The sequence below is a fragment of the Streptomyces sp. AA1529 genome (genome assembly GCF_000280905.1).
Taxonomy (GTDB): domain Bacteria; phylum Actinomycetota; class Actinomycetes; order Streptomycetales; family Streptomycetaceae; genus Streptomyces.
Genome location: NZ_ALAP01000089.1, coordinates 1 through 13,386 on the forward strand (window position 1 = coordinate 1; position 13,386 = coordinate 13,386).

Annotated in this window: 9 protein-coding genes and 1 pseudogene; 4 read left to right on the plus strand and 6 right to left on the minus strand. The window is 73.3% G+C overall.

What is annotated here, in order from left to right; all coding sequences use genetic code 11:
• The 3 genes and pseudogenes from A949_RS34525 to A949_RS35730 form a co-directional block, all read left to right on the plus strand.
• Positions 1–849: pseudogene (locus A949_RS34525) on the plus strand (glycosyltransferase); the annotation flags it as partial.
• 195 nt (positions 850–1,044) lie between these two features.
• Positions 1,045–1,575, plus strand: a complete 531-nt coding sequence (locus A949_RS34530; RefSeq protein WP_158687636.1) for a type VII secretion target — start codon at positions 1,045–1,047, stop codon at positions 1,573–1,575.
• Positions 1,572–3,887 (plus strand): hypothetical protein, encoded by a 2,316-nt coding sequence (locus A949_RS35730; RefSeq protein ID WP_019358846.1) that lies wholly within the window; start codon positions 1,572–1,574, stop codon positions 3,885–3,887. Before A949_RS34530 ends, A949_RS35730 begins: the two co-directional genes overlap by 4 nt.
• Before the next feature lie 128 nt (positions 3,888–4,015).
• Here A949_RS35730 and A949_RS0125330 read toward each other — a convergent pair whose 3' ends face one another.
• The 5 genes from A949_RS0125330 to A949_RS0125355 form a co-directional block, all read right to left on the minus strand.
• A complete protein-coding gene (locus tag A949_RS0125330) occupies positions 4,016–6,136 on the minus strand; it encodes a 3-hydroxyacyl-CoA dehydrogenase NAD-binding domain-containing protein (protein WP_019358847.1) in 2,121 nt (706 codons plus the stop codon).
• 2 nt (positions 6,137–6,138) lie between these two features.
• The gene (locus A949_RS0125335; RefSeq protein ID WP_019358848.1) at positions 6,139–7,353 is read right to left on the minus strand and encodes a thiolase family protein; all 1,215 of its coding nucleotides are present in this window, start codon (positions 7,351–7,353) and stop codon (positions 6,139–6,141) included.
• Between the two features lie 169 nt (positions 7,354–7,522).
• Positions 7,523–8,785 (minus strand): HRDC domain-containing protein, encoded by a 1,263-nt coding sequence (locus A949_RS0125340; RefSeq protein WP_026005022.1) that lies wholly within the window; start codon positions 8,783–8,785, stop codon positions 7,523–7,525.
• A 141-nt stretch (positions 8,786–8,926) separates the two neighbouring features.
• Positions 8,927–9,610, minus strand: coding sequence for a response regulator transcription factor (locus A949_RS0125345; RefSeq protein WP_026005023.1), 684 nt, complete (start codon positions 9,608–9,610; stop codon positions 8,927–8,929).
• A 388-nt stretch (positions 9,611–9,998) separates the two neighbouring features.
• Positions 9,999–10,670 carry a DUF3000 domain-containing protein gene (locus A949_RS0125355; RefSeq protein ID WP_026005024.1) on the minus strand — a complete coding sequence of 224 codons (672 nt, stop codon included), beginning with the start codon at positions 10,668–10,670 and terminating at the stop codon, positions 9,999–10,001.
• 73 nt (positions 10,671–10,743) lie between these two features.
• Between A949_RS0125355 and hemE the strand changes: the two genes are divergently transcribed.
• Complete coding sequence (gene hemE, locus A949_RS0125360; RefSeq protein WP_026005025.1) at positions 10,744–11,856, plus strand: uroporphyrinogen decarboxylase; 1,113 nt, start codon at positions 10,744–10,746, stop codon at positions 11,854–11,856.
• A gap of 115 nt (positions 11,857–11,971) precedes the next feature.
• On the opposite strand, the gene A949_RS0125365 is transcribed toward hemE, so the two are convergent.
• Positions 11,972–13,384 (minus strand): FAD-dependent oxidoreductase, encoded by a 1,413-nt coding sequence (locus A949_RS0125365; protein WP_019358853.1) that lies wholly within the window; start codon positions 13,382–13,384, stop codon positions 11,972–11,974.
• Positions 13,385–13,386: the final 2 nt, after the last annotated feature.

Consider the following 13,386-nt stretch of genomic DNA (forward strand, 5'->3'; position numbering starts at 1 on the left):
TGGATAGCGACGGGTTCCGGCTCCTACCTCTCCGCCGACGGCGCCGGGTTCAAACCGCTGCTGCGCGCCCTCGCCGGGATCGGGCTGCTCACGCTCGCCGCGCTGCCGCTCGTCGTCGCCCTCGTCCGCGCCGTCCGCTCCCGCCGTGCGGCCTCCCGCAGCGCCGCAGTGCCCTGCGCGGGCGATCCGCTGCGCGGCACCGCCGATCTGTGGATCTGGCTGGCGGCCTCGTTCGGAGCCGCCACCGTGGGCTTCCAGTTCTTCGGGCACTACTTCCTCCAGCTCGTGCCGCCCCTCGCGGTCCTCGGTGCCGTGGCGCTGCACGGGCTGACCGCGCGGGCCGCCACCGCTGCGCTGGCCGCGACGGCCTTCCTGGCCTGCGCGTTCGTCGGCTGGGGCTTCACCGCCAGCCGGGCCGAGGTCGACCATGCGCGCCGACTGGCCGACACCGTGCGCTCCTACACCGACCGCAAGGACCGGGTGCTGCTGTGGGGCATGCACCCGGAGGGGTACTGGCTGTCCGAGCGGTCACCCGCCTCCCGCTATCTGACCGCCGGGTTCCTCACCAACTTCAGCGGCGGACGCGGCGAGGCCCGGGTGGGCGAGCGCTACGCGATGGACGGCGCCTGGCCGCAATTCGAGCGCGAACTGCGCAGGAGGCCGCCGGAGCTGATCGTGGACGACTCGCGCGGCAAACGGTACGGCGTCCAGCAGATCCCCACGCTGCGCCGCCATCTCGCCCGCCACTACGAGAAGGTGGCGACCATCGACGGTTCGTCGTTCTATCTGCGCAACCGGCCCGACCTCCGCTCCACCTCCCGGGCGGGCCACGCGCCGCAAGCCCGCTGACCGCGCCCGCCGCCCGGCTCGCACTTCGCCCCGCCCGCCACATCCATCTCATCGGCCCCATGCGGCCCCCGGTTGTCCAGCTTCCGCTCCCCGGCTGATCGCCTGCTGTTCGCCTGCGGCGGCTACGTTCGCCGCCGCAGGCGCCGGGGCGTCGCACGCGGTTCAGCCACGGCACGGGGGAAACGGGTGGTCAGCTTGTCGTTCGAGCAGGAGTGGGCCGGACTCAAGGCCGCGTACGCGCCGGAGGCCACGGCGCACACGCGGCTCGCCGGGACCGGCGGAACCGGAGAGTGCGGCAGCGGGTCCGGTGGCGGCCGGCAGGCCGGGCCGCGGCTCCATGTGACCGCCCACGTGCTGCGGGGCCGCGCGGGCCGCGCCGGGACGGTTCGGGGCCAGTTCCTGAAGGCGGACGACGAGGTCATGCGGGAGACCGGCGAGATCACCGGCAGTCTCGGCGGCTTCCGGACCGAGACCGCGCTCGCCACCTTCCAGGAGCGCTGGCGCGACCAGATGTCCTACGTCGAGGAGCAGTTCTCCGGCACGGCGTCCGCGCTGCGCACCGCCGCCGGCGCGTTCACCACCGAGGACCACCGCCGCAGGACGGACATCGACCGCATCGCGGCCGCCACGGACCGCGGCGGCCGGGGCGGCGGGAGCCCGGCCGCCGGGAACGGCGGCGGAACGCACAACGGCAGTGCTCTCCCGGCCATGAGCGGCTCCCGATGAGCGACGGGCTCGGCTACCCCGAGGTACGGCACGCCGACCTCACCCCGCTGAGCGAGGCCGTGGCCAGGTGGAAGACCGCACCGGGCAAATTCGAGCAGGTCGCCACCAACTTCGCCACCGAGGTCGTCAAGGGCCTGGCCGACTCGGACTGGGAGGGCGAGAGCGCCGAGGCGGCCTGGCGCAGGTTCCGCACCGTGCGGGCCCAACTGCTGGCCGCCCAGGAGGAGGCGCGCCGGACGCACAGCGTGCTGTCCGAGGCGCTGGGCAGGTTCCGCTCGGCCCAGAAGGTGCTCCAGGACATCGTCGACGAGCTCGAGGGCCATGAGCATCTGCGGCTCGACCCGCGCGACGGCACCGTCTCCCTGAAGCTCACGGACGAGGAGGAGCAGCACCGCACCCTGTGGGCCAAGGCCTACCGCGAGATCATCACCGGCTACCGGGACCGCACCCTCGCGGCGCTCGACAGCGCGGACCAGGCCGACCGGGACCTGGCGCACGCGCTGACGGCCGACGTCAACGGCACCGCGCGCGGCTTCAACGACCGGGCGTACGACAGCCTGGCGGCCGCCCGTGCCCGGGCGGCCCGGGACCTGAAGGAGGCCCTGCGCCTGGCGCGGGCCGAGAACGGCACGACCAGCTCCGCCCGGCTGGAGCGGATCACCGCGCTGATCACCCGGCACAGCCAGGACCCGGAATTCGCCGCGCGGTTCGCCACCGAACTCGGGGCCGAGCGGACGCTGCGGCTCTGGTACAACGCCACCCATCCGCACCATCCGGACCATCCGGACACCGAGATCGACGACGCGGCGTGGTGGAAGTCGGCCTCGGTGCTCCAGGAGTCGCTGAGCACCACGCTGGCCAACGCCACGCAACTGGACACCCCCGCGATGCGGCAGTGGCAGCAGGACATGATCGCGCTGGGCGACCAGCGGCTGGAGAGCAGCGGCGGCCGGACACACCCCTACGGCTTCCAGCTCATGAGCAACCTGATGCACTCGGGCACCTACGACGCCGGGTTCCTGAACCGCTACGGAGACCGGCTCGTGGCCTGGGACGAGAAGCTCAACACCCGCGACGGCTACGCCTACTGGGCCAATTCCGCGGACACCGACGACCTCGACCCCGGCGGTGCCCCGGGCAGCACCGGACACGACGCGCTGGTCGGCTTCCTGGAGGCCCTGGGGCACAACCCCGGCGCCGCCACCACCTTCTTCGCACAGCCCGCGGACGTCGGCGGGGTGGTGGACCGCGACGGCGAACTCGACGACCGCCTGGCCTACCTGACCCAGGACCGCAACTGGATCTTCGACGGCAACACCGGTGCGGGCCCCCGCGAGCTGCCCGGGCACGAAGCGCTCGGCCACGCCCTCACCGCCGCCGCCACCGGCTACGCCTGGGACGATCCGCAACTGACCGGGAAGGAACCGGAGCTCTTCCGGCACGGCGGCGACCGGCGCACCGCCGCGACCGCGGACGTCATGGAGCAGGTCGTCCACGTCTACGGCGGCCCGGCGGGCCCCCGACTGCTGCACGAGCAGCCCGCGCTCGCGCCGAGCCTCGGCGCGCTGGGCGGCGCCTATGTGGACGACATCAACCGCGCGGTCTCCGGAGTCGGTGACTCGCTCCAGAGCACCGGCGCCTTCCCGCCCGGCTACCAGGGCGCCGCCGCGCTCAGCCGGGGGCAGGCCGTCGACTTCCTCAGCGTGCTGGGCCAGAACGAGACGTCGCACGGTCTGATGAACCAGGCCGAACACCTCTACACGCTGGACAGGCTGGCCCGGAACCCGCCGTCCGCGAGCGAGGAGAGCTGGGCGGCGGGGCGGCGGGTGCTGCTCACCGAAGCCGAGGCCCGGGGCACCCTCGACCACTCCCGGGTGCAGCACATCGAGGCGCAGTACGCCGCCGACAGCGCCGAGGCCCAGCGGGCCTTCCGCGAGTCGGCGAACTGGACCCGGGTCGGCATCAGTTCCTCGGCGCCCGCCCTCGCCAACGGCATCCTCTCGGTGGTCGGGAAGAGCGGACCGTGGGGCGTGGTGATTCCCATCGCACAGGCGGGCGGGGTGGAGTTCGCGAAACTCTTCCACGACGACGCGGTTTTCGGCGGACCCGATCTGCCCGATCCCCCGGAGAACACGGATCAGTTCTTCGCCCGGGGGGAGCGGGATCTCGGATCGACCGCGGAGAAATATCTGGAGAACTACGGGAAGGGCCCGGATGTGACCGGGGATCTCGCCGACGACATCAAGTCCAAGTACTTGGCCGTCGGTCCGCAGGGCGACGCATTCGAGGGCCGCGAGCCCTATACGGGGTAAGACGCGGCTGCCCGGGCGGCCGGAAGTCTTTCCGGGAACGCGACGGCCCGCTCCCGGCACTCCGCGAGGAGCGCCGGGAGCGGGCCGTCGGATCCCGCCGGGCTGCCCGGCGGAGGAGCGCTAGCGGCTCACTCCGGAATGCTGGCGAGGCCCGGGGCCAGGAAGCGGCGCCCGGTGGCGCGCTCGCTGACACCCTCGCGGTCCAGGTAGGGCGTGACCCCGCCGAGGTGGAAGGGCCAGCCGGCACCGGTGATCAGGCACAGGTCGATGTCCTGGGCCTCGGCCACCACGCCCTCGTCCAGCATCAGCCGGATCTCCTCCGCGATGGCGTCCAGCGCCCGCTCCCGCACCTGCTCCTCCGTCAGGACGGTGTCGCCGACCTGGAAGAGTGCGGCGACCTCCGGGTCCAGCTCCTGGGTGCCCGGCACGTAGAGGTTCCGCTTGCCGGCCTCGACGACCCGGCCCAGGTTCTCGGAGACGGCGAACCGGTCCGGGAAGGCGGCGTGCAGGGTGCCCGCGACGTGGTGCGCGACGGCCGGGCCGACCAGCTCCAGCAGCTGGATCGGCGACATCGGCAGCCCGAGCGGCGCCAGCGCGCGGTCCGCGGTCTCGACCGGGGTGCCCTCGTCGATGGAGCGCAGCACCTCGCCGAGGAACCGGGTCAGCACCCGGTTGACGACGAACGCGGGGGCGTCCTTGACCAGGACAGCGGTCTTCTTCAGCTTCCTGGCGACACCGAACGCGGTGGCCAGCGCCGCGTCGTCGGTCTGCTCGCCCCGCACGATCTCCAGCAGCGGGAGGATGGCGACCGGGTTGAAGAAGTGGAAGCCCACGACCCGCTCGGGGTGCTTGAGCTGCGAGGCCATCTCGCTGACGGACAGCGAGGAGGTGTTCGTCGCGAGGATGGCGTGCTCCGGCACGGCCGCCTCGACCTCGGCGAACACCTGCTGCTTGACGCCCATCTCCTCGAAGACGGCCTCGATCACGAAGTCGGCGTCGGCGAACGCGGTCGCCTTGTCGAGCGAACCGGTCACCAGGGCCTTGAGCCGGTTGGCCTTGTCCTGGTTGACGCGGCCCTTGAGCAGCAGCTTGTCGATCTCCTCGTGGCAGTAGGCCACACCCTTGTCGACCCGCTCCTGGTCGATGTCGGTCAGTACGACCGGCACCTCCAGACGGCGCGCGAACAGCAGACCGAGCTGCGAGGCCATCAGCCCGGCGCCGACCACGCCGACCTTGGTGACCGGACGCGCGAGGTCCTTGGAGGGGGCGCCCGCCGGGCGCTTGGCGCGCCGCTGCACCAGGTTGAAGGCGTAGATGCCGCTGCGCAGCTCCCCGCCCATGATCAGATCGGCGAGCGCCTGGGTCTCGGCCTCGAAACCCTTGCGCAGATCGCCGTTCTTGGCCGCGGCGATGATGTCCAGGGCGCGGTAGGCGGCCGGAGCCGCACCGTGCACCTTGCTGTCGGCGATCTGCCGGCCGCGCTCGACGGCCGCGTCCCACGCCTCGCCGCGGTCGATCTCGGCGCGTGCCACCTCGATCTCGCCCTTGAGCACGGCGGCGGTCCAGCGCAGCGACTCCTCCAGGAAGTCGGCGCCCTCGAACAGCGCGTCGGCGATGCCCAGCTCGTAGACCTGGGCGCCCTTGAGCTGCCGGTTCTGGTTGAGCGAGTTCTCGACGATGACGCTGACCGCGCGGTCGGCGCCGATCAGGTTCGGCAGCAGGGCGCAGCCGCCCCAGCCGGGTACCAGGCCCAGGAAGACCTCGGGCAGCGAGAAGGCGGGCAGCGCGGCCGAGACGGTGCGGTAGGTGCAGTGCAGTCCCGCCTCGACGCCGCCGCCCATCGCCGCGCCGTTGTAGTAGGCGAAGGTGGGCACGGCCAGGTCGGACAGCCGGACGAAGACGTCGTGGCCGCCCTTGCCGATGGCGACTGCGTCCTCGTGCCGCTTCAGCAGCTCGACGCCCTTGAGGTCGGCGCCGACCGCGAAGATGAAGGGCTTGCCGGTGAGGCCGACGCCCTTGATCTCGCCGTCCGCAGCCTCCTTCTCCACCTGGTCGAGGGCGGCGTTGAGGTTGGCCAGCGACTGCGGCCCGAAGGTGGTGGGCTTGGTGTGGTCCAGCCCGTTGTCCAGCGTGATCAGGGCGAACCGGCCCGCGCCGGACGGCAGGTCGAGGTGGCGTACGTGCGCCTGGGTGACGACCTCGTCCGGGAACAGCTCGGCCGCACCCTTCAGCAGCTCAGCGGTGCTCATTCTTACTTGCCCTCCCAGTGGGGGTTCTCCCAGATGACGGTCCCGCCCATGCCGAAGCCGACGCACATGGTGGTCAGGCCGTAGCGGACGTGCGGCTGCTCCTCGAACTGGCGGGCGAGCTGGGCCATCAGCCGCACGCCGGAGGAGGCCAGCGGGTGGCCGAAGGCGATGGCGCCGCCGTACTGGTTGACGCGCGGGTCGTCGTCGGCGATGCCGTAGTGGTCCAGCAGCGCGAGCACCTGGACGGCGAACGCCTCGTTGACCTCGAACAGGCCGATGTCGTCGATCGACAGGCCGGCCTGGGCCAGCGCCTTCTCGGTGGCCGGCACCGGGCCGACGCCCATCACCTCCGGCTCCACGCCGGCGAACGAGTAGGCGACCAGCCGCATCTTGACCGGCAGCCCCAGCTCCCGGGCGACGTCCTCGGCGGCGATCAGGGAGGCGGTGGCGCCGTCGTTCAGACCGGCGGAGTTGCCCGGGGTGACGCGGCCGTGCGCACGGAAGGGCGTCTTGAGCCCGGCCAGGTTCTCCAGGGTGGTGCCGGGGCGCATCGGCTCGTCGGCGGTGGCCAGGCCCCAGCCGGTCTCGCCGCCCTCGGGCGAGGTGCGGCGGATCGAGATCGGCACCAGGTCCGGCTGGACCTTGTCGTTCGCGTACGCCTTGGCGGCCTTCTCCTGGCTGCGGACCGCGAAGGCGTCGGCGCGCTCCTTGGTCAGGTGCGGGAAGCGGTCGTGCAGGTTCTCGGCGGTCATGCCCATGAACATGGCCGACTCGTCGACCAGCTTCTCCGAGACGAAGCGCGGATTGGGGTCCACGCCCTCGCCCATCGGGTGGCGGCCCATGTGCTCGACACCGCCGGCGACGACGAGGTCGTAGGCGCCGAAGGCGATCGATCCGGCGGTCGTCGTCACGGCCGTCATCGCGCCCGCGCACATCCGGTCGATGGAGTAGCCGGGGACGGTCTTCGGCAGCCCCGCGAGGATCCCGGCGGTGCGGCCCAGGGTCAGCCCCTGGTCACCGATCTGGGTGGTCGCCGCGACGGCGACCTCGTCGATGCGCTCCGGAGGCAGGTCGGGGTTGCGGCGCAGCAGCTCGCGGATGCACTTGACGACCAGGTCGTCGGCGCGGGTCTCGTGGTAGATGCCCTTGGGGCCCGCCTTGCCGAACGGTGTGCGAACGCCGTCGACGAAGACGACGTCCCTTGCGGTACGAGGCACGTTGGCTCTCCTCCAGGTGCGGCCAGGGGTCGGTCGACCCCCATGCTACTTGCCGGTAACCAGGTGGCAAGGGGCCGCCCGGCCGAGGGGCACACGTCACATCGCCAGGTGCGCACCGCGCCCCGCCGCACACTCACCCGGAGAGCGGAGGACCGCCTCCGGGCGCCGCTCAGGCCGAGGCCGTCAGCGCGACGCGCAGCAGCTCGGCGGTCTGCCCGATCTGCCACTCACGCGCCCCCAGCGCCCGCAGCGCACCGGAGACCGCCTCCGCGGTCGCCTCCGCCGGCGGCTCCCAGCACAGCCGGCGCACCGTGTCCGGGGTCAGCAGATTCTCCTGCGGCAGGTTCAGCTCCTCGGCGTGCTGGGTGACGGCCGCCCGGGCGGCCGCCAGCCGCGCCGCCGCGGCCGGATCCTTGTCCGCCCAGGAGCGCGGCGGCGGCGGACCGTTGGTGGCCTGCGACTGCTGCGGCAGCGCCTCGTCGGGCAGCGCGCGGGCCCGCTCGACGGCGGCCTGCCACTGGTCGAGCTGCTTGCGCCCGGCCCGCTGGCCGAACCCGGGCAGCGCCCCCAGGGCCCGCGCGTCCGCCGGCAGGGCCAGCGCCGCCTCCACGATCGCCGCGTCCGAGAGCACCTTGCCCGGCGAGACGTCCCGCTTGCGCGCCACCGCGTCCCGGGCCTGCCACAGCTCCCGCACGACGGCCATCTGCCGGCGCCGCCGCACCTTGTGCATGCCGGACGTGCGCCGCCAGGGGTCCTTGCGCGGCGGCGGGGCCGGGGCGGCCGCGATGGCTGCGAACTCCTCCCGGGCCCACTCCAGCTTCCCCTGCCGGGCCAGCTCCTCCTCCAGCGCGTCCCGCAGGTCCACCAGCAGCTCCACGTCGAGCGCGGCGTACCGCAGCCAGGGCTCGGGCAGCGGGCGGGTGGACCAGTCGACGGCCGAGTGCCCCTTCTCCAGGGCGTAGCCGAGGACGTTCTCCACCATCGCGCCCAGGCCCACCCGCGCGAAACCGGCCAGCCGGCCGGCGAGTTCGGTGTCGAAGAGCCGTGTGGGCCGCATGCCTATTTCCCGCAGGCAGGGCAGATCCTGGCTGGCGGCGTGCAGGACCCACTCGGTGCCCGCCAGCGCGGCGTCCAGCGCCGAGAGGTCCGGGCAGGCCACCGGGTCGACCAGCGCGGTGCCCGCGCCCGCGCGGCGCAACTGCACCAGATAGGCCCGCTGCCCGTAGCGGTAGCCGGACGCGCGTTCGGCGTCGACGGCCACCGGGCCGCTGCCCGCGGCGTAGGCGCCGGTCACCCGCGCCAGCTCCTCGGCCGTCACGGTGACGGGCGGAATCCCCTCGCGTGGCTCCAGAAGTGGGACCGGCGCCGGCGCTGAGTCCTGGGCAGGGGCCTGAGCTGCGGATGCTGATGCGGTCTCTTGGGCGTCGGTCACCAGCCAAGGGTATCTGCGCGCACGCAATGGCGAGCGCCCGCCGACGGAACGTTACGCCGACGGGCGCCCGGGAAGCCGACCGGCCGTGAGAAGTGGGGGGAGGGCAGGGGAGCGGCAGAGCGCCGCACGGGGGAGTGCGGGTCAGTGGATGATGCCCGTCCGCAGGGCGACGGCGACCATGCCCGCGCGGTCGCCGGTGCCCAGCTTGCGGGCGATCCGGGCGAGGTGGCTCTTGACGGTGAGCGCCGAGAGCCCCATCGACACGCCGATGGCCTTGTTGGACTGGCCCTCGGCCACCAGGCGCAGCACCTCGACCTCGCGGCCGGACAGCTCCCGGTAGCCGCCCGGGTGACCCGGGCCGCCGGGCCCGCCGCCGCCCGGCCTGCGGTGCATGCGCGCGGCGGCGGCCGCGCCGATCGGGGCGGCGCCGTGCCGGGTGGGCAGCGGGCCGCCCAGGTTGGTGCGGGTGCCGGTGACGACGTAACCCTTGACGCCGCCGGCGAGTGCGTTGCGTACCGCGCCGATGTCGTCCGCGGCGGACAGCGCCAGCCCGTTCGGCCAGCCCGCCGCTCTGGTCTCGGACAGCAGACTGAGCCCGGAGCCGTCGGGCAGGTGGACGTCGGCCACGCAGATGTCGCGTGGGTTGCCGATTCGGGGACGGGCCTCCGCGATGGACGACGCCTCGATCACGTCCCGCACGCCGAGAGCCCACAGATGGCGGGTCACGGTGGAACGGACGCGGGGGTCGGCCACGACGACCATGGCCGTCGGCTTGTTCGGGCGGTAGGCGACCAGGCTTGTGGGGTGCTCAAGAAGAACAGACACCGGGCCTCCTGAGGGAGTGGCTGTGGGGGACGGAACCCAACGAGTCGGGTATTCCGTGTGAAGGGTCACAGACTCCTTCGGCACCTTCTCCACGCCTCTTTAGAGAAAGATCACGAATTAGTGACCCGAAATTCCACAATCCCGTTTCCCGGGGCATTTTCAGGGCGCGAAAGATTCCTTTGTCTACACAGAGACGAGGAGTCGGCGACCGGAATTGTGCAGCGGCTTTGTAGACAAAACGCCGTATCCGGCGGGAGCGGCACCCGCGGACACGACGATCGAGGAGGGCGGACAGCGGCACACGGTGCCCCCGGGCACGACAGCGGCCCCGTCCGCCGGGAGGCGGACGGGGCCGGAGTGAGCCGGGACGAGCCGGGTGGGCCGCCGGCTAGCGCGGCCCGCGGCGCTGGGGGAGCTGCACCACGGAACTGCCCTCGCCCGCCTCCGGGGGCAACCCGGCACACTGGCAGAGGAGTTCGCACCACGCGGTCAGATGCGCCGCCGCGTCCGGGGCCTCGCCCTCCGGGGTCCAGCTCGCCCGGATCTCCAGCAGCTCCTCGGCGGCGCGCTCCGCCAGTCCGCCGAAGAAGGCCGAGCTCGACCGCGTCACCGTGCCGCTCGGCTCCGTGTACCCGGCGCCCCGGGCCTCCAGGGCGCCGGTCAGCCAGGTCCACGTCACCTCGGGCAGCAGCGGGTCACCGGCGATCTCCGGCTCCAGCTCGGCCCGCCCCAGCGTGACCACCCGGAAGGTGCCCTGCCAGGAGTCCTGGCCCTGCGGGTCGTGCAGCAGCACGAACCGCCCGTCCGCCAGCTCGGAATCCGTGCCCTCCGGGTCGGTGACCGCCGCCTCCAGCGCGAAGGAGTACGGCGCCAGCCGCCGGGGTGCGGGGAGGACGGAGAGCTGGATCTCCGGGCGCGGGCGGGTCTCGCTCAGTGCCGCGACCGCCGCCCGGAATGGCGGTGGTGCGGAGTCCCCGCCCCCGCCACCGGATCCTCCCGTCCCGCTGGTGTCTTCCACTCCGCCGGAGCCTCCCGCCTTCGCCGCCCGAGCCGCAGTCATGGGCCGAAGGGTAGGCGGACGGCACGCCCGAGGTCGGTAGGGACACCCCATCCGGCCATGGGAGACTCGGTGCGTGAGTGGAAACGACCGCCCTGAGGGCCAGCCGACGCCGCCCCGGGACACCCGAGCGCCCGCTACCCCGAACGCAGCGCCGCACACCGCGTTCGACTCCGCGTTCCTGCGCGCGTGCCGCCGAGAGCCGGTGCCGCACACCCCGGTGTGGTTCATGCGGCAGGCCGGACGCTCGCTGCCCGAGTACCGCAAGCTCCGCGAGGGCATCGCGATGCTGGACTCGTGCATGCGGCCCGACCTGGTCGCCGAGATCACCCTGCAGCCCGTGCGCCGGCACAAGGTGGATGCCGCGATCTACTTCAGCGACATCGTCGTCCCCCTCAAGGCCATCGGTGTCGACCTCGACATCAAGCCGGGCGTCGGACCCGTCGTCGAGAAGCCGATCCGCAGCCGCGCCGACCTGGAGCGGCTGCGGGCCCTGGAGCCCGAGGACGTCGGATACGTGACCGAGGCGGTCGGCATCCTCACCCGCGAACTGGGCGCCACGCCGCTCATCGGATTCGCCGGCGCGCCCTTCACCCTGGCCAGCTATCTGGTCGAGGGCGGTCCCTCGAAGAACCACGAGCACACCAAGGCGCTGATGTACGGCGACCCGGAGCTGTGGGCCGACCTGCTGGACCGGCTCGCGGACATCACCGCCACGTTCCTGAAGGTGCAGATCGAGGCGGGCGCCGCAGCCGTGCAGCTCTTCGACTCGTGGGCGGGAGCGCTGGCACCCGAGGACTACCGGAACCGGGTGCTGCCCGCCTCCGTGAAGGTGTTCGAGGCCGTCGCGGGCTACGGCGTGCCGCGCATCCACTTCGGCGTCGGCACCGGCGAGCTGCTGGGACTGATGGGCCAGGCGGGCGCCGATGTCGTCGGCGCCGACTGGCGGGTGCCGGTGGACGAGGCGGCCCGCCGGGTGGGGCCGGGCAAGGCCATCCAGGGCAATCTCGACCCGGCCGTGCTCTTCGCGCCGCGCGAGGCCGTCCGCCGGGGCGCGGCGGACATCCTCCGCGCCGCCGACGGCCTGGAGGGGCACATCTTCAACCTGGGGCACGGGGTGCTGCCGCAGACCGACCCCGCGGCGCTGACCGACCTGGTGGCGTACGTGCACGAGCAGAGCTCCCGCTGAGCCCCCGGCTGCGCTGCCGCGGACGCTCCCCCGCAGCGCCGGGGGAGCCCCGCCCGGCAGCGGCCCGGCGGCCCGGTGACGGTGGGCGCGGCCCGTCCGCGGCGGCCCCGGGCGCTCAGCCCTTCCGTACCGCTGCCGCCGCCTTCCGGGCCGCCACCAGCACCGGATCCCAGACCGGGCTGAAGGGCGGCGCGTAGCCCAGGTCCAGCGCCGTCATCTGCTCCACCGTCATAGCGGCGTGCAGGGCCACAGCGGCGATGTCCACGCGCTTGCCCGCGTTCTCGTGGCCGACGATCTGGAGGCCGAGCAGCCGCCCCGACCGGCGCTCGGCGATCATCTTGACGTGGATCGGCCGGGCGCCGGGGTAGTAGCCGGCGCGGGTCGTCGACTCGATCACCACGCTCTCGAACTGCAGTCCGGCGGCGGCCGCCTGTGCCTCCAGCAGCCCCGTCCTGGCGATCTCCAGGTCGCACACCTTGCTGACGGCCGTGCCCACCACACCGGGGAAGGTGGCGTAGCCGCCGCCGATGTTGGCGCCGATGACCTGCCCGTGCTTGTTGGCGTGCGTCCCCAGCGGAACGTGCTGGTCCCGGCCGGAGACCAGGTTGAGCACCTCCACGCAGTCCCCGCCGGCCCAGATGTCCTCCCTGCCGCGGACCCGCATCGCCAGGTCCGTCAGCAGCCCGCCGGACTCACCCAGCGGCAGGCCCGCCCGCCGGGCCAGCTCCGTCTCCGGCCGCACTCCCAGCCCCAGCACCACGACGTCCGCCGGGTACTCGGCCTCCTCCGTCGCCACGCCGCAGGCCCGCCCCTGCCCGTCGGTGCGGACCTCGGTGACGGCCGCGCCCAGCACCGTCTCGATGCCCAGCGCGCACATCGCCTCGTGCACCAGCCGGCCCATGTCCGGGTCGAGGGTGGACATCGGCTGCTCGGCCTTCTCCAGCACCGTCACCGCGTAGCCGCGCCGCACGAACGCCTCGGCCATCTCGACGCCGATGTACCCCGCGCCCACGACGACGGCCCTGGGCTCCGGCCCGCCACCCGCCGGCCCGGAACCGCGCGCCGGGTCGACGCGCCGCTCCAGCGCGTCCAGCAGCTCCTGGCCGTCCTCCAGCGTCTGCACCCCGTACACCCCCTCGGCGTCGATCCCGGGCAGCGGCGGGCGCACCGGCACGGCACCGGTGGCCAGCACCAGCCGGTCGTAGTCCAGCCAGTGCTCGGCGCCCTCCGGGCCGCGCAGCCGCACCCGCTGCCCGGCCGTGTCCAGCTCGACCGCCTCGGTGCGCATCCGCAGATCGATGCCGTGCGCCCGGTGCTCCTCGGGCGAGCGGGCGATCAGCGCGTCACGCTCGGCGACGTCGCCGCCCACCCAGTACGGGATGCCGCAGGCGGAGTAGGACGAGAAGCGGCCGCGCTCCACGGCCACGATCTCCAGCTCCTCGGGTCCGCGGAGCCTGCGGGCCTGCGCCGCGGCCGACATCCCCGCCGCGTCGCCGCCGACGACCACCATCCGCTCCGCTGCCGCCATCG